Annotated in this window: 27 protein-coding genes; 21 read left to right on the forward strand and 6 right to left on the reverse strand. The window is 48.2% G+C overall.

All coding sequences use genetic code 11. The features are described from left to right. Positions 1 to 29: 29 nt before the first annotated feature. From H8705_RS03110 to H8705_RS03125, 4 genes are all read left to right on the forward strand, one after another. Positions 30 to 1,643: a S1C family serine protease gene (locus H8705_RS03110; protein ID WP_262394400.1), complete on the forward strand. Its 1,614-nt coding sequence runs from the start codon at positions 30 to 32 to the stop codon at positions 1,641 to 1,643. After that, positions 1,612 to 1,803 carry a hypothetical protein gene (locus H8705_RS03115; protein ID WP_262394401.1) on the forward strand — a complete coding sequence of 64 codons (192 nt, stop codon included), beginning with the start codon at positions 1,612 to 1,614 and terminating at the stop codon, positions 1,801 to 1,803. Before H8705_RS03110 ends, H8705_RS03115 begins: the two co-directional genes overlap by 32 nt. A gap of 332 nt (positions 1,804 to 2,135) precedes the next feature. Continuing rightward, positions 2,136 to 2,564: a hypothetical protein gene (locus H8705_RS03120; RefSeq protein WP_262394402.1), complete on the forward strand. Its 429-nt coding sequence runs from the start codon at positions 2,136 to 2,138 to the stop codon at positions 2,562 to 2,564. A 12-nt stretch (positions 2,565 to 2,576) separates the two neighbouring features. Continuing rightward, positions 2,577 to 3,578 carry an alpha/beta fold hydrolase gene (locus H8705_RS03125; protein WP_262394403.1) on the forward strand — a complete coding sequence of 334 codons (1,002 nt, stop codon included), beginning with the start codon at positions 2,577 to 2,579 and terminating at the stop codon, positions 3,576 to 3,578. Between the two features lie 49 nt (positions 3,579 to 3,627). Here the strand turns inward: H8705_RS03125 and H8705_RS03130 are convergent, their stop codons facing one another. Both H8705_RS03130 and cysK read right to left on the reverse strand, forming a co-directional pair. After that, complete coding sequence (locus tag H8705_RS03130; RefSeq protein WP_262394404.1) at positions 3,628 to 3,990, reverse strand: hypothetical protein; 363 nt, start codon at positions 3,988 to 3,990, stop codon at positions 3,628 to 3,630. Positions 3,991 to 4,081: 91 nt separating this feature from the next. Further along, positions 4,082 to 5,008, reverse strand: coding sequence for a cysteine synthase A (cysK, locus tag H8705_RS03135; protein ID WP_262394405.1), 927 nt, complete (start codon positions 5,006 to 5,008; stop codon positions 4,082 to 4,084). 244 nt (positions 5,009 to 5,252) lie between these two features. Between cysK and ylxM the strand changes: the two genes are divergently transcribed. From ylxM to H8705_RS03195, 12 genes are all read left to right on the forward strand, one after another. Continuing rightward, positions 5,253 to 5,615, forward strand: a complete 363-nt coding sequence (gene ylxM, locus H8705_RS03140; RefSeq protein ID WP_262394406.1) for a YlxM family DNA-binding protein — start codon at positions 5,253 to 5,255, stop codon at positions 5,613 to 5,615. Between the two features lie 36 nt (positions 5,616 to 5,651). Then, positions 5,652 to 7,019, forward strand: a complete 1,368-nt coding sequence (ffh, locus tag H8705_RS03145) for a signal recognition particle protein (RefSeq protein WP_262394407.1) — start codon at positions 5,652 to 5,654, stop codon at positions 7,017 to 7,019. Positions 7,020 to 7,107: 88 nt separating this feature from the next. Continuing rightward, on the forward strand, positions 7,108 to 7,350 hold the full coding sequence (gene rpsP, locus H8705_RS03150; protein WP_016314885.1) for a 30S ribosomal protein S16: 243 nt from the start codon (positions 7,108 to 7,110) through the stop codon (positions 7,348 to 7,350). A gap of 17 nt (positions 7,351 to 7,367) precedes the next feature. Next, positions 7,368 to 7,601, forward strand: coding sequence for a KH domain-containing protein (locus tag H8705_RS03155; RefSeq protein ID WP_262394408.1), 234 nt, complete (start codon positions 7,368 to 7,370; stop codon positions 7,599 to 7,601). Between the two features lie 82 nt (positions 7,602 to 7,683). Next, positions 7,684 to 8,193, forward strand: a complete 510-nt coding sequence (gene rimM / locus H8705_RS03160; RefSeq protein ID WP_262394409.1) for a ribosome maturation factor RimM — start codon at positions 7,684 to 7,686, stop codon at positions 8,191 to 8,193. Continuing rightward, positions 8,189 to 8,938: a tRNA (guanosine(37)-N1)-methyltransferase TrmD gene (gene trmD / locus H8705_RS03165; RefSeq protein WP_262394597.1), complete on the forward strand. Its 750-nt coding sequence runs from the start codon at positions 8,189 to 8,191 to the stop codon at positions 8,936 to 8,938. Before rimM ends, trmD begins: the two co-directional genes overlap by 5 nt. A 16-nt stretch (positions 8,939 to 8,954) precedes the next feature. Further along, complete coding sequence (locus tag H8705_RS03170; RefSeq protein ID WP_262394410.1) at positions 8,955 to 9,689, forward strand: DUF554 domain-containing protein; 735 nt, start codon at positions 8,955 to 8,957, stop codon at positions 9,687 to 9,689. A gap of 234 nt (positions 9,690 to 9,923) precedes the next feature. Then, positions 9,924 to 10,187, forward strand: a complete 264-nt coding sequence (locus H8705_RS03175; protein WP_101909113.1) for an HPr family phosphocarrier protein — start codon at positions 9,924 to 9,926, stop codon at positions 10,185 to 10,187. A 92-nt stretch (positions 10,188 to 10,279) separates the two neighbouring features. Then, positions 10,280 to 12,115 (forward strand): excinuclease ABC subunit UvrC, encoded by a 1,836-nt coding sequence (gene uvrC, locus H8705_RS03180; protein ID WP_262394411.1) that lies wholly within the window; start codon positions 10,280 to 10,282, stop codon positions 12,113 to 12,115. A gap of 75 nt (positions 12,116 to 12,190) precedes the next feature. Continuing rightward, on the forward strand, positions 12,191 to 12,742 hold the full coding sequence (rsmD, locus tag H8705_RS03185) for a 16S rRNA (guanine(966)-N(2))-methyltransferase RsmD (protein WP_262394412.1): 552 nt from the start codon (positions 12,191 to 12,193) through the stop codon (positions 12,740 to 12,742). Between the two features lie 11 nt (positions 12,743 to 12,753). After that, entirely contained in the window at positions 12,754 to 13,254 is a 501-nt protein-coding gene (gene coaD / locus H8705_RS03190) for a pantetheine-phosphate adenylyltransferase (protein WP_262394598.1), read from the forward strand. A gap of 15 nt (positions 13,255 to 13,269) precedes the next feature. Next, positions 13,270 to 13,725: an ATPase gene (locus H8705_RS03195; protein WP_262394413.1), complete on the forward strand. Its 456-nt coding sequence runs from the start codon at positions 13,270 to 13,272 to the stop codon at positions 13,723 to 13,725. A 389-nt stretch (positions 13,726 to 14,114) separates the two neighbouring features. On the opposite strand, the gene trxA is transcribed toward H8705_RS03195, so the two are convergent. The 4 genes from trxA to H8705_RS03215 all read right to left on the reverse strand — a co-directional run bounded on the left by trxA (position 14,115) and on the right by H8705_RS03215 (position 17,166). Then, positions 14,115 to 14,429, reverse strand: a complete 315-nt coding sequence (trxA, locus tag H8705_RS03200; RefSeq protein WP_262394414.1) for a thioredoxin — start codon at positions 14,427 to 14,429, stop codon at positions 14,115 to 14,117. 92 nt (positions 14,430 to 14,521) lie between these two features. Further along, positions 14,522 to 15,190 (reverse strand): Crp/Fnr family transcriptional regulator, encoded by a 669-nt coding sequence (locus tag H8705_RS03205; RefSeq protein ID WP_262394415.1) that lies wholly within the window; start codon positions 15,188 to 15,190, stop codon positions 14,522 to 14,524. Between the two features lie 41 nt (positions 15,191 to 15,231). Continuing rightward, positions 15,232 to 15,645, reverse strand: a complete 414-nt coding sequence (locus tag H8705_RS03210) for a NifB/NifX family molybdenum-iron cluster-binding protein (protein ID WP_262394416.1) — start codon at positions 15,643 to 15,645, stop codon at positions 15,232 to 15,234. A 159-nt stretch (positions 15,646 to 15,804) separates the two neighbouring features. After that, positions 15,805 to 17,166: an MATE family efflux transporter gene (locus tag H8705_RS03215; protein ID WP_262394417.1), complete on the reverse strand. Its 1,362-nt coding sequence runs from the start codon at positions 17,164 to 17,166 to the stop codon at positions 15,805 to 15,807. A gap of 227 nt (positions 17,167 to 17,393) precedes the next feature. Here H8705_RS03215 and recA point away from each other — a divergent pair, with 227 nt between their 5' ends. The 5 genes from recA (at position 17,394) to cysE (ending at position 22,038) form a co-directional block, all read left to right on the forward strand. Next, complete coding sequence (gene recA / locus H8705_RS03220; RefSeq protein WP_262394418.1) at positions 17,394 to 18,503, forward strand: recombinase RecA; 1,110 nt, start codon at positions 17,394 to 17,396, stop codon at positions 18,501 to 18,503. A gap of 3 nt (positions 18,504 to 18,506) precedes the next feature. Then, the gene (locus H8705_RS03225; protein ID WP_262394419.1) at positions 18,507 to 19,133 is read left to right on the forward strand and encodes a regulatory protein RecX; all 627 of its coding nucleotides are present in this window, start codon (positions 18,507 to 18,509) and stop codon (positions 19,131 to 19,133) included. A 9-nt stretch (positions 19,134 to 19,142) separates the two neighbouring features. Next, positions 19,143 to 20,465 carry a 30S ribosomal protein S12 methylthiotransferase RimO gene (gene rimO, locus H8705_RS03230; protein WP_262394420.1) on the forward strand — a complete coding sequence of 441 codons (1,323 nt, stop codon included), beginning with the start codon at positions 19,143 to 19,145 and terminating at the stop codon, positions 20,463 to 20,465. An 11-nt stretch (positions 20,466 to 20,476) separates the two neighbouring features. Continuing rightward, positions 20,477 to 21,031, forward strand: a complete 555-nt coding sequence (gene pgsA / locus H8705_RS03235; RefSeq protein WP_262394421.1) for a CDP-diacylglycerol--glycerol-3-phosphate 3-phosphatidyltransferase — start codon at positions 20,477 to 20,479, stop codon at positions 21,029 to 21,031. Between the two features lie 335 nt (positions 21,032 to 21,366). After that, positions 21,367 to 22,038, forward strand: coding sequence for a serine O-acetyltransferase (gene cysE, locus H8705_RS03240; RefSeq protein ID WP_262394422.1), 672 nt, complete (start codon positions 21,367 to 21,369; stop codon positions 22,036 to 22,038). Positions 22,039 to 22,043: the final 5 nt, after the last annotated feature.

Genomic DNA, 22,043 nt, shown 5'->3' on the forward strand with positions numbered 1-22,043 from the left:
AATAATCCCATAGTATGGAGGTTTATGATATGAGTGAGAACAATATGGACAACAAAAATAATGAAAATTTACAGAACAGCACCCCAAACAATAACGAGCCGCTGAACGGTGGGGAAAACAACAATTTTCAAGGGCGTTGGGACATGCCTGCGCACAATGGACAGGAGTATCAGCCGCCTTATGGCGACAAAGATTATCAGGCGTCCCAGCAGCCGCCTCAGGAAGAACTGCACAGCCTGCATCCTCAGCAGTACAGTACGCAAACCGGCTGGCAGGCAGGTAGCGGGGCATCTTCCAATAAAAATTTCGAAAAGGATTCTTATCGTTGGAATTTTTCCGATTACGAAGCCGCGCAGACGGTAAAACCTAAAAAACGCCGCAAAGGCGTAGTGGTTTTTGCAGTTGTTATGAGCTGTATACTGGTATTTGGGTTGGCGTCCATTGTAGGCGTGGCCACTTATCATATGGTAGCGAAGAATAACGCCCCGGTAGACGATACTCCCTCGGTACAGGTGCCGGCCAGCGATCTGCCCAGCATTGAACTGCAGGATAAACCCCAGACAGAGGAAACCCCGTCGGTGGATGGCAAACTCACCACAGAGCAGATTGTGGAAAAGGTAGAACCCTCGGTAGTGGGTATCGTTACTTATATGAATTATCAGAACTACCAGGCCTCCGGCCAAGGCAGCGGCATTATTATGCGAGAAGACGGTTATATTGTAACCAATGCCCATGTGGTAGCTGACGCCGCGGGAATTAAAGTGATCCTCAGCAACGGGGAAGAATATGAGGCCCGGGCAGTTGGCATTGATAATAAAGTAGACGTAGCGGTTATTAAGATTGAGGCGGAAGGTTTGACTGCCGCGGAGTTTGGAAATTCCGATCAGGTAAAGGTAGGAGAAAAGGTAATTGCTATCGGAACCCCGCGTTCTATGGATTTTGCGGGTACCGTAACCCAGGGAATTATCTCCGGCCTGAACCGCACCATTACCGCGGACAGCCAGTATACCTACTCCAATTTGCTTCAGACCGACGCGGCTATCAATCCGGGAAATTCCGGCGGCGCGCTGGTAAACGAATATGGACAGGTGATTGGGATCAACTCGGCAAAAATTGTAACCCAGACTTATGAAGGCATTGGTTTTGCTATCCCAAGCAATGAGATTAAACCGATTGTAGACGATTTAATTCAATACGGCCATGTGACCGGCAGGGTAAAACTAGGCATCGTGGCAAGCCCGGTAGACGAAGTTCTTGCCCGCATGAACGGCTGGCCGACGGGCCTTTTGGTTCAGTCTACGGAAGAAGGTTCCGATATTTCCCAAAAAGGCGTGGTTCCTGGGGATATTATCACCAAGGCGCAGGATCAGGATTTGGATGGTTTCCAGAGTCTGAAAGATGTGATTGATGACATGAATCCAGGGGATACGGTGGATTTGGAGGTTTATCGTCCCAGCGCCACTACTGGCGGCAAAGGCAGATTCTTTAATGTTTCCGTAGCTCTGATGGAGGACACCAGCAGCGGCACCCCAAGCCAGCAGCCGTCGGAAAATTACAGTCAGCAGCCAGAAACTCAGGATCCCAGTCAAATTCCAGGCGGATTTGATAGTTATGAAGATTTCTTCAATTACTTTTTCCAATAAAAAATCCCAGCAAAAGGATATTTTGCGCCGGACAGTGTCCGGGCAAGGTTTCGCTTTTGCGAAACCTTGGGATGCACTTTGCAGCCAGCGCCTGAAAACGCAGAGCGTTTTGCCGCCAGGGGCGGGAGGAAATCTTCGATTTACCAAGGCGCGGCTATAAAAAATCCCAGCAAAAGGATGTTTTGCGCCGGACAGTGTCCGGGCAAGGTTTCGCTTTTGCGAAACCTTGGGATGCACTTTGCAGCCAGCGCCTGAAAACGCAGAGCGTTTTGCCGCCAGGGGCGGGAGGAAATCTTCGATTTACCAGGGCGCGGCTATAAAAAATTATATTAGAAAGACAAGCCGCCATTCTTTTGTGGCGGCTTGTTTTTTTAAAGAAAAAATAGTAATATTTGATTAAAGCAAGCCCCTTGATAATAGTTTGGTAATAAATATAGAGTATAATTAGACTGACAAAGCAGAAAACTATTCATTTATAGAAGGAGTCAGCACATGGAAAGCAAAACGCCGTCCGTCTACACAACTCTTGTGTTGGTCACCGACCAGTTTGAATGTGAAAGAATCATAAAAGCGGGCAGGGTCATTGCCGATTTAAGCAAAACCTCCTATGCCGTGCTGAGTGTAATGCATACCGGCGCTCGGACGAATCCTGCGGCGCTGGAGCACCTTTTCAGCGTAGCGAAAGAATATGACGCGGAGATGACGATTACCTTTTCAGATAATCCGAAAAGCACGATAATGCATTTTATCCGAGATAATAAAGTAATTAATGCGATCACCGGAATCCCCGGCGGGGAAGATTCTATCCTGGTAAAAATGTGGAAGAAACTGCTTAACGTTACGTTTTTTACCGTTGGCCGCAATGGAGAGCTCCACGAAGTGATCGATAGGGAATACCACCCGGTGAATATCAATATATAAGGTGGAACAAGGATGAATATTATTGTAAAACAAATAGAGTTTAAAAGTACCAATGGGGAGAACACCATTTTTGGATGGATATATACCCCGTCGGAGGGACTGCGGGGAATTGTCCAGATCTGCCATGGTATGGCGGAACATATGGGCCGGTATCATGAATTTATGCGCACTCTCGCGAAAAATGGATATGTCGCCTGCGGAATCGATCAGGTGGGCCACGGCCGTTCGGTCATGGATCAAAATGGGTACGGCTTTTTTGGAAAACAGGAAGGCTTTAAGACCTTAGTGGACGATCAGTTTAAATTTAATAAGATTGTGCGCAGTGAAATTCCCAATTTAAAATGTGTGCTGTTGGGACACAGTATGGGATCGTTTGTAGCGCGGATGTATGCCTGCAAGTATTCTCAGACGATCAGTGGGCTGATTATCTGCGGTACAGCAAAAAGTGGGATGAAAATTGATCTGGCGATACAAGCGGCTAATCATTCTATGAAACGCAACGGCGCGGCTTTTGCGGATGCGGGCCTGAATCGGTTGGTATTTGGCAGTTTTAACGACAAGTTTAAACCGGCAAAAACAAAGTTTGATTGGCTGTCCCGGGATATGGAAATGGTGCAGAGATATATTGATGACTCCAAATGCGGATTTGTTTTTACCAGTTCTGCGTTTCACGACCTGTTTGTTTTGATCAGCAAGGCAAACGACCGGCGGTGCTTTACCATCACGCCTAAATCCATGCCGATCTATATTATTTCTGGCACTATGGATCCGGTAGGAGATTTTGGAAAAGGACCTACTTCGGTGTACAACCGGTATGTAAAGGCCGGAGTGGAGGACATTGAAATGGCGCTTTATGAAGGAGCGCGGCACGAGCTGCTCAATGAGCTTAACCGCCAGCAGGTAGCGGAAGACATCCTGCGCTGGCTGGGAGCCAGAATACAGCCTCCGGAGCCGCTTTCTCCAGCGGACAAAGGAGTGTCCTGGCCAGGTTCGGATATGATGCCAAATGAATAAAAAAAGCGGATGAGTAAAACTCATCCGCTTTTTATTATGGGAACAAAGGTTAGGCTTTGTTTTTATCCATCAGCTCAACGACTTCCGCGAAGAACTTGAACAGGAAAGAGATCGCCAGCATAGCAATCAGATAAAGAAGCAGAGACGGAGCGGTCATCAGCAGGGCAATCCCCCAGCCTTGCTGCATAGCGCTCATATTTACATAGTAAAGCTGAAACGCGGTAAATATTACTGTCAAAGCAAGCAGAACCCAAAAAACAATATTCAGAGCCTTGGCGGTTTTGTTCGTATAATGTGAGGGCTTCTTTTCTGAAGAAGGCTCCTCGGGACAACTTACCACCACATCTTCGCCCTGTGTGAGCTCTTGGGTTTCCGTTACTTCGGTTTCCGGGGTATTGTTGACATCACTCATTTTTACATCCTCCTGAATTTATTAAAAATAAAAACAACAAAAACAATTGACTTTTGCATCATACCATAAATTTCGCAACGGGTAAAGGCGGTTATTCATACAGACCGCAAGAAAGATAGCGCTCTCCTCCGTCCGGAAGAAGGGCCACGATGAGTTTATCCTGGTTTTCTTCCTGACAAGCCAGCTGCGCGGCGGCGGCAATGGCCGCCCCAGAAGAAATCCCAACTAACAGACCATCGGTTTTTCCTACCTCTCTAGCGGCGGCAAAAGCCTGAGCGGTAGATACGGTTACCACCTGATCCACCATCTTTAAATCCAGATTTTTTGGGACAAATCCGGCGCCGATTCCCTGGATACCATGAGCGCCTGCTACCCCTTTAGAAACCACAGGGGATTCCTGGGGCTCCACGCCGATTACCTGTATGGCTGGGTTTTCCTCTTTCAGCGCCCGGGCTACGCCAGTAATGGTACCGCCAGTGCCAAAGGCGGAGACAAAATAATCGATTCTGCCGTCGGTGTCCATAAGGATTTCCTTGCCGGTGGTAGCTTCATGGATCGCCGGATTAGCAGGGTTCTCAAACTGGCCGGGAATAAAGGTGCTGGGATAGGACATAGCAAGCTCCTTGGCCTTTTCAATAGCGCCGGCCATCCCGGCCGCGCCGTCGGTCAGGACCAGCTCCGCGCCCAAAGCCGTCAGCAGGGTGCGGCGTTCCTGGCTCATCGTCTGCGGCATGGTGAGGATCAGACGATACCCCCGCGCCGCGCACACAAACGCAAGTCCAATACCGGTATTTCCGCTGGTAGGCTCGATGATTACCGTATCCTTGGTAATCTTTCCGTTTTTTTCGCCGTCTACAATCATAGCGAAAGCGGGACGGTCCTTCGCGGAACCGAGAGGATTAAAATATTCCAATTTTACAGCCAGGCGACCTTTTAAATGATGGGCGGCGCTGTAATTGGTAAGATACATCATAGGGGTGGAACCAATGAGCTGTGTGAGATCTTTTTTAATATTCATGAAAATACTCCTTACATTATAATGTCAAATTATGAGTTAAATGTGAAACCAATGTAAATAGTTTTCCCTCTTGGAAAAGATTGGAATACCAGTAGTGTGCCCCAATGCAGATGGCGAAAAACAGGGGATGGATGAACATTTTGTCATGTAAAGAAAATCTCCTTGACATCTTAGAAAGGCTTGTGTATAATACTCAAGGAGGAAACGTGTAAAGTAAAATACTTTACATTTGGGAGGTAGGCTTGTGGCAAAGAATTTGGATATTTCTATTTTATTGGACTTCTATGGGGATATGCTGACGGAAAAACAGCGCAACGTAGTAGAGCTCTATTATAATGAAGATCTGTCACTGGCTGAAATCGCGGTCCACAGCCAAATTACCCGGCAGGGGGTAAGGGATTCCATCAAACGGGCGGAAGGTATTCTGCTGGATTTGGAACAGCGGCTGGGCCTGGCCAAAAAGTTTCGTCAAATTCAAAATGGCTTGGATCAGATTGTTGCTGACGCGCGCTATATAAATGATTATAACAGCCGTTTTGGCACTTTTAAAGAAATTTCTGAAAAAACCGAGGAAATTATTCGTATTGCCAACAGTATAAATGACTAATTACTTTATTTTATAAAAGATAGGTGGTGAACCTTCATGGCCTTTGAAGGACTTTCTGATAAGCTTTCCGCGGTTTTTAAAAAGATGCGCGGCAAAGGAAAGCTCAAAGAGGCGGATATCAAGGAGGCTATGCGTGAGGTTCGCATGGCGCTGCTGGAAGCGGACGTCAACTATAAGGTAGCCAAGGAATTTGTTGCCAAAGTGACGGAAAGAGCGGTAGGGGACGAGGTTTTGGAAAGCCTGACGCCGGCCCAGCAGGTAATTAAAATAGTAAACGACGAGCTGACTTCCCTGATGGGAGAAACAGGCGCCCGGATTAACTTTTCCAGCAAACCGCCGACGATTGTGATGATGTGCGGTTTGCAGGGGTCCGGTAAGACCACCCATTCGGCAAAGTTGGCCTTACACTTCAAAAATCAGGGAAAGCGCCCGCTGCTGGTTGCCTGCGACGTGTACCGTCCGGCGGCTATCGACCAGCTCAAGGTGGTGGGGGCAAAGGTAAATGTCCCGGTATTTGAGATGGGGCAGGCAAACCCAGTGGAGATCGCTAAGAAGGCGGTGAGCCACGCGAAAGATTACGGCAATGATCTGGTAATTTTGGATACGGCGGGGCGCTTGCATATTGATCAGGTGCTCATTGAGGAGCTGCAGAACATCAAGGCTCAGGTTTCTCCTCAGGAAATCCTTTTGGTTATCGATTCCATGATCGGCCAGGACGCGGTCAACGTAGCTTCCAGTTTTAATGAAGCGCTGGGAATCGACGGCGTCATCCTGACAAAATTGGACGGTGATACCCGCGGCGGCGCGGCGCTGTCTGTGCGCGCGGTTACTGGAAAGCCGATTAAATTTGTAGGTATGGGTGAAAAGCTGGAGGATTTGGAACCATTTTATCCAGATCGTATGGCTTCACGAATTCTGGGAATGGGTGATGTGCTGACTCTGATCGAGAAAGCTCAGACCGAGCTGGATGAAAAACAGGCTCTGGAAATGGCCCAGAAAATGAAGCAAAACTCCTTTGATTTTAACGATATGCTCTCCCAGATGCAGCAGCTAAAAAAGATGGGGCCTCTGAGCAGCGTATTAGGTATGATTCCTGGAGTGGCAGGCAAGCTGAAGGAAGAGGACGCCGAGCAGGGAGAAAAGCAATTGCAGCAGGTGGAAGCGATTATCCAGTCTATGACAGCAGCGGAGCGGGAAAAGCCCTCGCTGATTAATCCCAGCCGCAAACGCAGGATTGCTGCGGGAAGCGGGACCAGGGTGGAGGACGTAAATCGACTGATCCGCCAGCACGAACAGATGCAGAAAATGTTTCGGCAGATGTCCGGCGGCTCCAAAAAAGGCAAGCGCCGTAAAATGCCCTTTAATATAGGGGGAATGGGCGGCATGCCGGGAATGCCGTTTTAAAAATAAGGGTCCATTCCGGGGCAGTTCCGGTTGACTATAGAATACAAAAAGAAAAATTATGGGAACAAATTCATAGGAGGTGACAGTAATGGCTGTTAAAATAAGACTGAGAAGAATGGGTGCGAAAAAGGCCCCCTTCTACCGTATTGTTGTTGCGGATTCCCGTTATCCAAGAGACGGCAGATTTATCGAAGAGGTAGGATACTATGATCCGACCAAAGACCCTTCCGTAATCAAGATTGATGCGGAAAAAGCGAAAAAATGGCTTTCCAACGGCGCCCAGCCTACTGATACAGTAAAAGCACTGCTGAAAATTGAAGGCGTGCTGTAAGTATGGAGGGAATCATTTTGGATAAGCTGATAGTTACCATAGCCCAGGGCCTTGTGGAAGATAAGGCCGCGGTCAACGTAACGGTGGACGAGCCCAATGAAGAGGGAATCATCGTTTATCATCTTCATGTCGCCGCTGACGATATGGGACGCGTGATCGGAAAACAAGGGAGAATAGCTAAGGCTATTCGCACCGTAGTCAGAGCAGCAGCCAACAAAGCAGATAAGAAAGTTGCTGTCGAAATCGACTAACTGTAAGCATGGCTGCCGCAAAAGCGGCAGCCTTACTTTTTCCAAACCATTAGGGCCGCGGCGTCGGCCGGAAAGGGAACCAATGAAAAAACAGTTTCTTGAATGCGGGAAAATAGTGACCACCCATGGAGTAAAAGGAGAAGTCAAAGCGGAGCCTTGGTGTGATACGCCGGACTTTTTGCTGGACTTTAACACGCTATACCTGGACAAAGGCACGCTGGCGATAAATATAGAGCGTATCCGGGTGCACAAAAATATGGTGGTCTTAAAAATAGAAGGAGTGGATACGGTGGAACAGGCCGTCTCCCTGCGAAATAAGGTTTTATTCATCAACCGGGACGATGCCGTACTGGAAGAGGGCGAATGTTTCGTTCAGGATTTGATCGGCGCTGTTGTGATAGACATTGATACCGGCAGAAATTATGGGAAAATCTATGACGTACGCCCTACCGGGGCTAACGACGTTTATTATCTGCGGGATGAGCAGGGAAAAGAACGGTTGGTGCCGGTCATCGACCAGGTGGTAATAGAAAAAGACATTGACGGAGGTATCGTTAAAATCCGTCCATTAGAGGGGCTTTTTGATGATTAAGATTGATATTTGCACCCTGTTTCCGGAAATGTGCGAAACCGTATTGGAAACCAGCATTATCGGCAGGGGCCGGAAAGCGGGAAAATTGGATATCGCCTGCCATCATCTGCGCAAATATACCATAGATAAGCATAATAATGTGGATGATACCCCTTACGGGCCGGGAAAAGGGATGCTGCTTCAGGCGGACCCTTTGTACCGATGTTACGAAGCGGTATGTGAAATCCGTCAAAGAAGGCCCCATGTGATTTATATGTCGCCCCAGGGGAAAACACTTACGCAGAAGCGGGCGCTTGAACTTTCCAAAATGGAACATCTGTATATTATCTGCGGCCATTATGAAGGGGTGGATCAGCGGCTGATCGATGAGATTGTAGACGAGGAAATTTCCATTGGGGATTATGTGCTCACCGGCGGGGAGCTAGGGGCATTGGTTCTGGTGGACGCGATAGGCAGACTGTGCGAAGGCGTATTGGCGCATGAAAGCTGTTTTAGTGAAGAAAGCCACTTTAATGGGCTGCTGGAATATCCCCAGTATACTAAGCCCGCCCTATGGCATGGCCGGGAGGTGCCGGAGATTCTTATGAATGGAAACCATGCTAAAATTGAGCGGTGGCGCCGGGAGGCGTCTTTAAAAAATACGTATGAAAAGCGCCCGGAGCTGCTGAAAACTGCCCCGCTGACAGAGAAAGATAAATGGTATCTTCGTACTTTGGGCTGGGAAGAAGAGCAAGACATCAAATAGAGGGTAGGAATGTGTTATGGGAACCGTCGTAAATTCTGCGGCAATTATCCTTGGCGGACTTATCGGTATGCTGATCCGCAGAGGTCTGCCGGAAAAAGTAGAAAGCATGTCCATGAAAATGCTGGGACTGTCAGTGTTTGTGGTAGGGGTCAACGGTGTGGTTACTTCTATGGTGACAGTTGGAGCGCAAGGCGCCCTGGAAAGCAACGGATCTTTACTTCTAATTGCCAGTTTGGTAATTGGCGGGGTGCTGGGGGAATGTATGAACATTGACGATCATTTAAACTCCGCCGGACGCCGGGTAGAAGAAAAATTTGGAAAAGACGGTTTTGCCAAAGGCTTTATTAACGGGTCACTCATTTTCTGTATCGGAGCGCTGGCGATTGTAGGTTCTATCAACGATGGACTGGCAGGAGACAGCAGTATTCTGTTTATCAAAAGCGCTTTGGACTTTGTGTGTTCTATCATTTTAGGATCTACATTAGGGTTTGGCGTGATTTTTTCTTTTATTCCTGTGCTGATTTATCAGGGCGCTATTACGTTGGCGGCGGTATGGATCGCCCCTTATATTTCCACCGAGCTGTTAAATTCTATTTGTATGGTAGGCTATGCGATTGTAATGACCATAGGTATAAACTTCTTGGAATTTACCAAAATAAAGACAGCAAACCTGCTGCCGGCTATTTTTGTACCTATTATTTATTCCTTTATAGAACCATTGCTTGCGCAAATTATGACGGTGTTTTCTTAATAGGGCCTGATTCTGTCCTGAAAAACCAGAGATATTGCATTAATTGTTGAAAACTTTATAGCGATTTTGTACAAATGCATCCGATTGGGCGGGAGGCTATATGGGAAACAAGCAGAAAAATTTTGCAAAAAATAAAACCGGCTGAAAAATCGTTGACGTACTTTGGGAAACTGCTTATAATAGTACCATAACGAATCTGCACATCAAAATTTGAATAAATAGGAGAGTAATGAAATGTTCGTAAAAGAAGTAGCTGTACAGAACCAGGTAGGCCTGCACGCTCGCCCTGCAACTTTTTTTATTCAGAAAGCAAACGAATATAAGTCTTCCATCTGGGTTGAGAAGGAAGAACGCAGAGTAAATGCTAAAAGTCTGCTGGGAGTTCTCTCTCTGGGGATAGTCGGCGGCACCAATATCAGAATCATTGCTGACGGCTCTGACGAGCAGGCTGCTGTTGACGGACTGGTAAAGCTTGTGGAGTCCGGTTTTACTGAGTAAAGATTATTTTGTACATGATGTAGCGCGCCGTTTATAGTGATTATAAACGGCGCGTTTTTCCTGTTTTAGAACTTGAAAGGGAGGGGCTTTCATTGGACGGGCAAAAAATTAAGAAACTTTCGGAAAAAGCCAAAAAGCTGCCTCTGCTGCCTGGGGTTTATATTATGAAAAACAGGGCCGGGGAGATTATTTACATTGGGAAGGCAAAGGCGTTAAAAAACCGGGTGAGCAGCTATTTTCGCTCGGTGGAAAAACACCTTCCCAAAGTATATAAAATGGTGGAGAATGTAGAAGATTTTGATTATATTGTCACAGACAGCGAATTCGAAGCGCTGGTGCTGGAATGCAGCATGATCAAGCTCCACAGCCCCAAATATAATATTTTACTAAAGGACGACAAGGGCTATTCTTATATTAAAGTCACCCCCGCTCCCTATAGCCGGCTGAAGGCGGTGCTCCAAAAGGAGGATGACCAGGCGGAATATATCGGACCATATATGTCTTCCTTTGTGGTAAAACAGACGGTGGAAGAGGCCAACAAGGTATTTAAGCTGCCTACATGCAACCGGAAATTCCCCCAGGAGTTTCGCAAAGGCAGACCCTGCCTTAATTTTCATATCAAGCAGTGTATGGGGGTTTGCAAAGGGAAAATTTCCCAAAAAGACTACGATGAAATTTTTGCCCAGGCGCTGGAGTATATTAAAGGGGGCGGCTCCCGGTCGATTGAGGCTATGCGCCGGCAGATGGAAATTTATGCGGAAAACCTTCAATTTGAAAAAGCCGCCCAGCTGCGGGACCGGCTCAAGGCTATCTCCAAAATCAACGAACAGCAAAAGGTGGTATTTGCCAGCTCCCCGGAGCAGGACATCATCGCTTTGCAGCAGGGGGAAAACGAGACCTGTGCAGTGGTGCTGAAGTTCCGTCAGGAACGGCTGGTGGACAAGGAAGATTTTATTTTGGGAGGCGTTGGAAATTTGCAGGAAAGCCGACTGGAATTTCTTCTCCGATATTACACCACTCGGCAGGATATACCGAAGAAAATCCAGCTGGACGGGGAAATGGAAGATATTGATATTGTGTCCCAGCTTCTTTCCGAACAGGCCGGACATAAGGTAGAAGTCCACATCCCCAAACGGGGAGAACAACTTAAGCTAGTAGAGATGGCCAAAACCAACGCCGCGGAGAAGCTTTCCCAGCGAACGCAGCGCACCGGGCGGGAAGTGGCGGTACTGGACGAACTGGCAAGATTGCTAGGGCTGCCAAAACCGCCGGGTTATATTGAAGCGTATGATATTTCCAATATTGGAAGCGAAACTGTGGTAGGTGGGATGATCGTATTTGAAAACGGACATCCATTGCGCAAGGCCTATCGGAAATTCAATATTAAAACGGTAGCGGGGACAGATGACTACGCCAGCATGAGCGAAGTGCTCTCCCGGCGTTTTCAGCGGTATTTAAATCCGCAGCAGCAAGACGAGGCATTCGACAGGCTTCCGGATTTGATACTTTTGGACGGAGGAAAGGGCCATGTATCGGTAATTACCCCTTTGCTGCGTGGAATGGGAATAAACGTCCCGGTTTTTGGAATGGTAAAGGATGACAAACACCGCACCCGGGCGATTGCGGCCGGAGGCGGGGAGATTGCCATCAATTCCAGCCGCAGTGCCTTTACGCTGATTTCTTCCATCCAGGAAGAGGTGCACCGCTATTCCATTGCCTTTTCCCGAGGCCGGCACCAGAAATCCTCTTTTGAGATGAGCTTGACAAAATGCCCCAGAATCGGACAGGAGAGAGCGGCGCAGATTTATAAACATTTTAAAACAATCAAGGCGATAAAATCGGCTACCGCTCAGGAGCTTGCCCAAGTAAAAGGAATGACTCGCCCGGCGGCGGAAAAATTATATGAATTCCTTCATGCGCAAGATTGACATTCTTGCCCTAAGGCCCCATAATGAGACAGAAAGAGATTCTAAAAAATTCAGTAAAATAGATGGAGAGTGCCCATGAGAGTAATTACTGGCAGCGCCCGGGGGGCAAAGTTAGAGGCCCCCGCCGGACAGAATACCCGGCCGACTTCCGATATGGCCAAGGAAGCGATTTTCAGCATTATTCAGTTTGAGTTGGAGCAGGCAATGGTCCTGGATCTGTTCGCCGGCAGCGGGCAGCTGGGAATAGAGGCCCTTTCCCGGGGAGCGAAGTTCTGCGTATTTGTGGACAGCGACCGCCAGGCGCAGGAAGTGATCCGAAAAAACCTTGCGGCTACCAAGCTGGCCCCCCAGTCCCGGGTGGCGGCTATGGAGGCGGGGGCGTATATTGTCACCTGCAAGGACACGTTTGATATTGCCTTTTTAGATCCGCCTTATCAAAAACAGATATTGGAAAACATTCTCCCATTGGTAGCGGCGAGAATGAACAGCGGCGGAGCTATTATCTGCGAGACAGATAAAATGGAGAAGCTTCCTCAACAAGCGGGGGAATTTTCTATCTATCGGGAATACCGATATGGAAAAGCCAAAATAACAGTTTATCGAAAACAGACGATAGAAGGTGAATGACAGTGGGAACAATGAAACGCATCGCGGTTTGCCCAGGCAGTTTTGATCCGGTGACCAATGGACATGAGGATATTATCCGCCGTGCCAGCCTGCTTTTCGACCAGGTAATTGTGCTGGTCAGCTCCAACCCGGAAAAACATTGTGTGTTTACTCCAGAAGAACGAGTGAAGATGCTGGAAGAGGTAACCTCCAAACTTCCCAACGTAGAGGTTGACAAGGACGATGGTTTGCTGGTAGACTATGTTAGAGAAAAATCCGCGTCGGCTATTGTCAAAGGACTGCGGGCATTGTCGGATTTTGAGTATGAGTTTCAGATGGCCCTGACAAATAAAAAATTGATGCCCTATGCGGAGACGGTATTTCTTACCACCAACAGCGATAATATGTACCTCAGCTCCAGTATGGTGCGTCAGATTGCCCGTCTAGGCGGGGATATCAGCGGATTTGTACCCAAATGCGTATTAAAGACTATAGTGAAACGGCTGCATGTTGCAGACCAGCGTAAAGGTTAAGGAGGCTGTTGTAGAATGAATATTGATGAAATACTCGACGTCATAGACGAACTGTTGGATCGGGCCTGGAGCTTGCCTCTTTCTGGGGGACGCTGTGTGGTGGATGCGGACAAAGTCAGGGACCTCATTGATGATATCCGCCTTAATCTGCCCACAGAGATTAAACAGGCAAAAGCGATTGTATCCGATCGCACGGATATTATTAACAGCGCGAAAAAAGAAGCGGAGCAGATCGTGCGCAAGGCGGAGGATCGGGCCAGATCCCTGGTTTCTCAGGAAGAAGTGGCTAAAGCGGCGCAGGCGAAAGCTTCGGAAATCCTTTCTCAGTCTCAGATTAAATCTCGTGAAATCCGTCAGGCGGCGCAGGAATTTTCTGACAACTGTCTGCTGAAAACAGAAGAAGTACTGGTAAAATCCCTGACAGAGATCAAAGCTACCCGTCAGGCGTTCCGCAATGCGGTAAACAAATAAGGACATAGAAAAAAGGCCGGCAACGCCGGCCTTTTTTATTTTGGAGATGGAAAAGGGGTTATTTCTTTCCCTCATGGCTCCGCGGGAAGCCGGCGGCGGGAAAGACAACATCTCCAGTCTGCTGGAGGGCGCTGATTTGCCTTCAATTTCTGCAGGGCGAGAATAATACGTTTCATTTCATCCAAGTTGCGTCCGATGGAAAGCGGACAGCAAAGGATGGTCCGTATTTTTGCAGGGAGATCGATTGCGAATACTGCACCAACCGCCTTGGGGATTAAACGCGTCAGACCACAGCGTGCCGCCGCTATTTTTAGATAAAAGCACTCCCCTCTTTCCATAAGGGAAAGAGGGGAGATTTTTCGGAGAGTATTAAGGATAAAAGAGAATAATTACAGTTTTAACATTTCCTCCACCATATGTTTGGGTTTTACGCCTACGGAGGTAGTCAGCACCTGTCCATCCTTCAGTACAACCACGGTGGGAATAGACATAACGCCGAACTGCTGCGCCAACTCCGGCTCCTCGTCGATATTTACCTTACCTACCTTGACTTGACCTTCCTTCTCTTTGGCGATCTCATCAATAACGGGAGAGAACATCCGGCAAGGACCGCACCAAGGCGCCCAGAAATCCAGCAAAACAGGTTGTTTGGATAACAAGACTTCTTTATTGAAATTATTTTTATTGACAGTTAATACAGACATAATAGTCGCTCCTTTCGTTTGATCGATAATGATCTTGTTCTTAGGATACGACAAAACGCACATATTTACCGTGATGAAATCACATTCAAAGATTAGCGGATGCTGTCTTTGGCGAGGGCGGCCAGTTTTTCGCTGTCTGTGATGGCGATTCCTCCCCGGGAAAGGGAGACAATTCCTTCCGTCTGAAAATATTTCAGCATCCTGGTAATAACCTCCCGGGCGCTGCCCAGATAGCGGGCGGCGGCTTCATGGGTGAGCTTTAATTGAGAGGTTTGGGACAACTGGCTTTCTTCCAGCAGAAGAGCCGCCAAACGGGAATCCATACGTTTATAGAGAATTTGATCCATAAGCCACATAACATCTGAAAAACGGGAAGCCATAATTTCATTGGTAAAATTGGCTACAGAAGCGGATTCCTTCATCATCCCCTGGTATACGGCGGTAGGAATATGCAAAATTTCAGAATCCTGCTCGGCTATCACTGTAACGTCAAACTGAATGCTGTTCATCATACAGGAGGCGGAAAACAAGCACATATCCCATGGGAGCAGCCGGTACAAAGAAATTTCCTTTCCTTCTTCAGACACAATATACGCCCGAAGCTGCCCTTCCTCCACAATAAACAGTCCTACACAGTCCTCGGAACCATTGTGCAGAATGGTTCCTTTTTTTACACTTCGGCGGGTGACAAAGCGGGTAAGAGTTTCCTGCTGGGCAGGCGTAAGCTCCTTCCAAAAAGGAAAAAATTGATCCAGCGTCATAGAATCCCTCCTTTACTGTGCCATAGAAAAACAGCAAGTAATCAGCAGCAGCCAGAGCCGCATTTATCGTCTGTTCCATGGCCATGACAGTGTCCTTCTTCCTGGCCGTGTCCTTCGTGGTGGTGGGAACAAACGGTATCCGGATCAAACCGCAGAGTTCCAGCTAACAAAGCGGCAACCTGCTCATCCGCACCTCCCGCGGCCCCGGGATAAAAGGAGATTCCTGCCTGGGATAAAGCGGTTTTCGCACCTGAGCCGATGCCGCCGCAGATTAAAACATCCACCCCGTGGCTTTTTAAAAAGTCGGCCAGGGCGCCATGGCCGCTGCCGCCGGCGTCCAGCAGGTTCGAGGCAATGATTTTGTTTTCCTGAACCTCATAGATTTTAAACTGTTTACAGTGCCCGAAATGTTGGAACACCTGCCCATTTTCATAGGTTACCGCGATTTTTTTCATACAAACGACCTCCAACTATATTTTTGGCTACAGGGACGGTCCGATCAGAACCTATCCGCAGCTTTTGTCGTAATTTATTTTGAAAGGAAACAAAGAGCGTGACTCCCGCTGCTGGCAGCGGTATTCTTTGCGCGGCCTAAAAATCTGCCGGCGTCCGGATTAAGCCCCCTGCGCGGAAACGTTTAAATTTTTCAATCCCCGTTTCCACCGTCCGGTAGCCACAATCCAGCCATACATGATAGTGGAGGACAACGGCCCAACCAAAATGGCCACCGCCACTCCGGGAAAACCGATGAAATGGCAGAATAGGAAAGCGCAGGGAACGCGGAAAACATATTGGGCGATAAAGCCTACGATAACGCTGGTTTTTAGATTTCCGGTACCGCGGATAAAACCGATCAGCGGACCAACCAGAGCGAAGAGTACATAAGAATACAAGGAAATATGCAGATAATCTACCGTGTGCCCGATGACCAAGGGGTCGCTGTTAAAGATTGCCGCAAAACCGGGCGCGAAGAAGAAAACAATCACCGCGGTAATCAGCCCCAGGATCCCAGAAAGCTTCAACGCTTCTTTCAGACCGTCCAGCGCCCGCTGGGGCTTCCCTGCACCGATATTCTGAGAGGCGAAGGAGGACATAGTCATGTTCATAGCGCTGTCTGAGAAGATAGCAATATTGTCGATTTTCATACCGATCCCATAGGCGGCGCTTGCTGCCAGTCCGAAGGAATTGGCCACGCCGCTGACGGTGAGATAGGCTAAATTGACCAGAACTTCATTCAGTGCGGTAGGCAGCCCGATTCGAAGAATGAATCTAAGCTGGTTTACATGGAAGCGGATATCTTTCAAGCGGAAGGTCACCACATGCTTTTGAATACGGAAGTAGACAACTCCCATGACAAACGAAACAGCCTGGGCAATGACTGTAGCCAATGCCGCGCCGAAGGCGTGCATATCCAGCAGGCAGACAAAGATAAAGTCTAATACAATATTTACTCCGGCGGAAACGATAATAAATATCATGGAAGAATTAGAATCCCCAAATCCCCGTTGAAGGGCGTTGATCAGATTGTATCCCAACATAAATACGATCCCACAAAAGATCGTGCGCAAATATTGAATGGCATGGGGCATAGCCTCTTGCGGGGTTTGCACCAAAGCTAAAATCTGCGGCGACAAAATGAACCCTATCACCGTAAAGACAACAGCAATCACAGCATATAAACCGATGGCGGAGTTAGCGCAATCCTTTACATCCTGGGTCTGATGGTTGCCGGCATAATTGGCAATCGCTACAGAGACCCCGACGGAAAGGCCGGAAATACTGATAATCAGCACATCCATAATCGGCCCGCACACGGAAACCGCCGACAAACTTTCTGTTCCAGCATATTTTCCCACAAAGAACATGTCCACCGCGTTATACAGCACCTGAAAAATATTGGAGATAATCAAAGGAATGGTAAATCGGATCAGATGTGCACGCACACTGCCGGTAGTCAAATCTTTTTGTAACTTCACAGCTTTTCCCTCGGCTTTCATTTTTAAAATATGCTATTTTCATTATAAACGTACAAACCTGGGAAAGTCTACCGTAAAAAGAACCAAAGTTGTAACTAGTTTCAATGTGATATTCCACAAGAAATCAGGGAAATTTAATTTAAGAACAAATGTTCTTTTTGTCTTGCTTTTTCCCTCTTTCTAGTGTATAATGTGCCTATAGGAAAAATGAGCGGAGGTATACCGGAATGGATGATAGACAAAAAGCATTAGAAACGGCGCTTACTCAAATAGAGAAACAATTCGGGAAGGGCGCTGTGATGAAACTAGGCCAGAACAGCACCTTGAATGTGGAAGCTATCTCCACCGGATCTCTGTCGCTGGATATTGCGTTAGGAATCGGCGGCGTACCCAAAGGAAGAATTATCGAGATTTACGGCCCGGAAAGTTCCGGTAAAACCACCGTTGCCCTGCATGTGGCGGCGGAAGCCCAAAAAGCCGGGGGAGCCGCAGTGTTTATCGATGTGGAACATGCCTTGGACCCGGAATACGCTCAGGCGTTGGGCGTGGATATTGACAGCCTTTTGGTTTCCCAACCGGACACGGGGGAACAGGCGTTGGAAATTGCAGAAGCGTTGGTGCGCTCCGGCGCGGTGGACGTTGTGGTAATTGATTCGGTAGCTGCCATGGTCACCAAGGCGGAAATTGAGGGCGAGATGGGCGATACCCATGTGGGCCTGCAGGCACGGCTGATGTCCCAGGCGCTAAGAAAGCTCACCGGGGCTATTGGAAAGTCCAACTGCGTGGTAATCTTTATTAATCAGCTCCGGGAAAAGATCGGCGTTATGTACGGCAATCCGGAAACTACTCCCGGCGGCCGCGCGTTGAAATTCTATTCCTCGGTACGGTTGGATGTGCGCCGGGTAGAAACGCTTAAAAGCGGCTCGGAAGTTGTGGGTAACCGCACCCGGGTAAAGGTAGTAAAAAATAAAGTATCTCCTCCGTTTAAAGAAGCGGAGTTTGATATTATGTATGGCATGGGAATCTCTAAAATTGGTGAGATTTTGGATCTTGCCACCAAGTTGGATATTATTACCCGCAGTGGAACTTGGTACAATTATGGAGAGATTCGTCTGGGTCAGGGCCGGGAAAACGCCAAGGAATATCTGCGGCAAAATCCGCAGGTGGCCGCGGAGGTGGAAGCTCGGGTGAGGGAAAACGCCGATCAGTTGATAAAAAGTAAATCGGCGGCCCGCAAACCGGTAAAGGTGGGCGCCCCGGTGGAAAACGCTCCCGTACCGGAAGAGAAAAAAACGGCCGGGAAAAAAGTGAATATCGATGTGGAAACGGATGAGTAATCCATGACGATCACTGGGATTAATTTAACCAAGAAAGGCAGAATGGCCATCTATGGGGATGGCCAGTTCCTATTTAGTATGCACCCCGACATCTTTGCGCTGTCGGGGTTATGTGTCGGTATGGAGCTTGACGTCCAGGAGCTGGAAGAGCTGCGCCTGCAGTCGGAAGTGAAAAAAGCAAAAGACAAGGCGCTACACCTGCTTACTTATAAAGAGTATACCTCTGTGCAGCTCAAAGAGCGGTTGGAAAGAACCCTGGAGAAAGACGCCTCCCAGTTGGCGGTGGAACGGATGGAAGAACTGGGACTGGTAAACGACGAAGATTACGCTGTGCGCTTTGCCCGGGATCTATCAAGCCGCAAACGGTTTGGCAAGCTTCGTGTTCGGCAGGAAATGAAGCTCCGAGGACTGTCGGCAGAGCTGATTGAGGATGCACTCAGCCAGCTGCAAACGGACGAAGAGGAAAATATTCAGTATCTTTTAAAAAAGAAGTACGCTGGGGCTTTGCAGGACGAGAAAGGCCGTGCCCGGGCGTATAATGGGCTGCTCCGCATGGGATACGCCCCCGCTCAGATACGGCAGGGGATCAATTCCCTTTTGCGGGACGAGCTGATGGAAGAGGAATTTTAGGGGGAAGTTATGGCGATTAAAGTTGGAATGGTATCCCTTGGCTGCTCAAAAAATCAGGTAGATGCAGAAATTATGCTAGCGCTCCTTAAAAAGGGCGGCTATACGCTGTGTGCTGATGAACGTCAATGCGATGTGGTGATTATCAATACCTGCGGGTTTATTGAGGATGCCAAACGGGAGAGCATTGAAAATATTCTGGAATTCTGTAGGCTTAAAGAAAAAGGAAAATTGAAAGTAGTTGCGGTTACCGGGTGTCTGGCGGAGCGGTATCGGCAGGAAGTAGCAAGCGAAATCCCGGAAGCGGATGTAGTGCTGGGAATCGGCAGAAATGCCGATATTGCTGAAGCGATCCATAAAGCGCTCCACGGGGAAAAGGTTGTGGAGTTTGGAAAAAAGGAGGATCTTCCTCTGGAAGGAGAACGGGTGATCAGCAATCTGCCGTTTTTTGCTTATCTTAAAGTGGCGGACGGCTGTGACAACCGCTGTTCCTACTGCGCTATCCCTCTGATTCGGGGAAACTTCCGCAGCCGGCCGATGGAAAAGGTGCTGGAAGAGGCAAGACAGCTGGCGGAGCAGGGAGTTACCGAACTGAATGTGGTGGCCCAGGACACGACCCGCTATGGGGAAGATTTGTACGGACGGCTGATGTTGGCGCCGCTGCTGGAAGAGTTATGCAAGATAGAAAAAATCCGGTGGATACGAGTGCTTTACTGTTATCCGGACCGGATTACCGACCAGCTTCTGGAGGTAATGGCCAATAATGAGAAGATTGTAAAATACATGGATATTCCCATTCAGCATGTCAGCGGACGGCTGCTGGGTCTTATGAACCGTCAGGGCGACATGCAAAGTTTAACGGCGCTGATGGAAAACATTCGGGCGAAGGTTCCGGGCGTGATTTTGCGCACTACCTTGATTACAGGGTTTCCCACGGAAAGCGAAGAGGATTTTGAGGAGCTGATCCGCTTTATCAAAAAAGTCAAATTTGAGCGTTTAGGGTGTTTTGCTTATTCCGCGGAGGAGGATACCCCCGCCGCGGAGATGGACGGACAGATTGATGAGGAATTAAAAAAACACCGGGCACAAATTGTAATGGAAGAACAATATGGCATTATGGAGGCGTTTAACCGCAGCATGCTGGGAAAACAGCTGTGGGTAGCGGTGGAGGGCTTTGATGGGGAAACCTATTATGGCAGAAGCTATATGGACGCTCCGGATATCGATACGAAAGTGTTTTTTACCAGCTCCCGCCCTTTAAAGACGGGGGAGTATGTCCTAGTAACCATCAATGGAGTGCAGGAATATGATCTTGCCGGAAAGGCTAGTATTTAGGAGGAAAGTGCATGAATACCCCCAATAAGCTTACGGTTTTGCGTATGGCAATGATCCCGGTATTTCTTGTGTTTATGCTGATAGACACTATTCCATTACATTATATTTGGGCGCTGGCGGTATTTGCCGCAGCATCTTTTACAGATTTTCTAGATGGATACTTAGCCCGTCGGGATAATCTGGTCACTGATTTTGGAAAGTTTATGGACCCGCTGGCGGATAAGCTTCTGGTGACCTCGGCCCTGATCTGTTTTGTTGAGCTGAGATGGACGCCGGCGCTAGTGGTGATTATTATCTTAGCTAGGGAATTTTTGGTGACCTCCGTGCGTTTAATCGCCGCAGGAAGCGGTAAGGTGATCGCTGCGGATATCTGGGGAAAATTAAAAACGGTATTCCAGATTGTCTGGGTATGTTATGCTCTTCTGATTTGGGGCTTGGGTTGGCAGGAGAACGTACTGTGTTACGGTCTTTTCGTGGTTTTGATGGTGATTGTTGTAGTGTTAACGGTATTTTCCGGAGGAAACTACGTGTGGAAGAACAGAAGCTTCCTATTGGATTCAAAATAATTTAAAAGGAACATCTTGCCTATTGTAAACAAATGTGGTATAGTTGCATAGTAATAAGTTATTCCAATAATATAGATGCGTTTATCGGGAGAAGTAGTAAGGAACCCTGGTTTCAGAGAGAAGGCGTCGTTGGCTGAGAGCGCCTTTAGCAAAGGACTTTATGAAATGCGCCCGCCAGTACGCGGCAGCAACAGTAAGCGCTTAGTATGGCCGCGCGTCTTACCCGCGTTAAGGGGATTTAAGTGAGAAATCGAAGTGGAACCGCGGATGACACCGCCTTCGTTTAGCTTGTGCTAAACGAAGGCGTTTTTTGTTGATATAAGGAGGAGTCCTGAATGTTTGAAACAATCAGAAGCGATATACAAGCAGTCAAAGACCGGGATCCGGCGGCCCGCAATACTTTTGAGGTGCTGCTGTCCTATTCCGGGCTGCATGCTATTATGCTGCACCGCCCAGCTCATTGGCTGTACGAGAAAAAAGCGTATTTGCCCGCGCGGGTGCTCAGTCAGTTTGCCCGGTTTATGACCGGGGTGGAAATTCATCCTGGGGCAAAGATTGGCAAAGGAGTGTTTATTGACCACGGCATGGGCGTGGTCATCGGCGAGACAGCGGAAATTGGAGACGAATGTACCATTTATCAGGGGGCAACCTTAGGGGGCACCGGCAAGGACAAAGGTAAGCGTCATCCTACGCTGGGGAAAAACGTAACCATAGGCAGCGGAGCCAAAGTATTGGGGCCGTTTAAAATTGAGGACGGAGCCAAAGTTGCGGCGAACGCCGTAGTGCTGGAACCGATCCCCAAGGATGCCACTGCCGTAGGCGTGCCTGCGCGCGTGGTACGGGTAGCTGGGAAAAAAGTGGACAACAAACAATTGGATCATGTGCATATCCCCGACCCGGTAGCTCAGGAACTTTGCCGGATGCAGATTACCATCGACCGGCTGGAAAAACGGTTAAAGGAATTAGAAAAAGAAAAATTAGACAAAATAGAAATAGAAGAAAAATAAAAGGA

The sequence above is a fragment of the Youxingia wuxianensis genome (genome assembly GCF_014385085.1).
Classification (GTDB): Bacteria; Bacillota; Clostridia; order Oscillospirales; family Ruminococcaceae; genus Youxingia; species Youxingia wuxianensis.

Bases quoted from the DNA above. Each gene is read 5' to 3' on its own strand.
- cysE (WP_262394422.1), top strand. From the start codon at position 21,367: ATGTTTGAAACAATCAGAAGCGATATACAAGCAGTCAAAGACCGGGAT.
- ffh (WP_262394407.1), top strand. From the start codon at position 5,652: ATGGCCTTTGAAGGACTTTCTGATAAGCTTTCCGCGGTTTTTAAAAAG.
- rsmD (WP_262394412.1), top strand. From the start codon at position 12,191: ATGAGAGTAATTACTGGCAGCGCCCGGGGGGCAAAGTTAGAGGCCCCC.
- cysK (WP_262394405.1), bottom strand. From the start codon at position 5,008: ATGAATATTAAAAAAGATCTCACACAGCTCATTGGTTCCACCCCTATG.
- trxA (WP_262394414.1), bottom strand. From the start codon at position 14,429: ATGTCTGTATTAACTGTCAATAAAAATAATTTCAATAAAGAAGTCTTG.
- rimM (WP_262394409.1), top strand. From the start codon at position 7,684: ATGAAAAAACAGTTTCTTGAATGCGGGAAAATAGTGACCACCCATGGA.
- H8705_RS03115 (WP_262394401.1), top strand. From the start codon at position 1,612: ATGAAGATTTCTTCAATTACTTTTTCCAATAAAAAATCCCAGCAAAAG.
- recA (WP_262394418.1), top strand. From the start codon at position 17,394: ATGGATGATAGACAAAAAGCATTAGAAACGGCGCTTACTCAAATAGAG.
- H8705_RS03225 (WP_262394419.1), top strand. From the start codon at position 18,507: ATGACGATCACTGGGATTAATTTAACCAAGAAAGGCAGAATGGCCATC.
- H8705_RS03130 (WP_262394404.1), bottom strand. From the start codon at position 3,990: ATGAGTGATGTCAACAATACCCCGGAAACCGAAGTAACGGAAACCCAA.
- H8705_RS03125 (WP_262394403.1), top strand. From the start codon at position 2,577: ATGAATATTATTGTAAAACAAATAGAGTTTAAAAGTACCAATGGGGAG.
- H8705_RS03195 (WP_262394413.1), top strand. From the start codon at position 13,270: ATGAATATTGATGAAATACTCGACGTCATAGACGAACTGTTGGATCGG.
- rimO (WP_262394420.1), top strand. From the start codon at position 19,143: ATGGCGATTAAAGTTGGAATGGTATCCCTTGGCTGCTCAAAAAATCAG.
- rpsP (WP_016314885.1), top strand. From the start codon at position 7,108: ATGGCTGTTAAAATAAGACTGAGAAGAATGGGTGCGAAAAAGGCCCCC.
- H8705_RS03110 (WP_262394400.1), top strand. From the start codon at position 30: ATGAGTGAGAACAATATGGACAACAAAAATAATGAAAATTTACAGAAC.
- pgsA (WP_262394421.1), top strand. From the start codon at position 20,477: ATGAATACCCCCAATAAGCTTACGGTTTTGCGTATGGCAATGATCCCG.
- H8705_RS03210 (WP_262394416.1), bottom strand. From the start codon at position 15,645: ATGAAAAAAATCGCGGTAACCTATGAAAATGGGCAGGTGTTCCAACAT.
- H8705_RS03205 (WP_262394415.1), bottom strand. From the start codon at position 15,190: ATGACGCTGGATCAATTTTTTCCTTTTTGGAAGGAGCTTACGCCTGCC.
- coaD (WP_262394598.1), top strand. From the start codon at position 12,754: ATGAAACGCATCGCGGTTTGCCCAGGCAGTTTTGATCCGGTGACCAAT.
- H8705_RS03120 (WP_262394402.1), top strand. From the start codon at position 2,136: ATGGAAAGCAAAACGCCGTCCGTCTACACAACTCTTGTGTTGGTCACC.
- H8705_RS03175 (WP_101909113.1), top strand. From the start codon at position 9,924: ATGTTCGTAAAAGAAGTAGCTGTACAGAACCAGGTAGGCCTGCACGCT.
- H8705_RS03170 (WP_262394410.1), top strand. From the start codon at position 8,955: ATGGGAACCGTCGTAAATTCTGCGGCAATTATCCTTGGCGGACTTATC.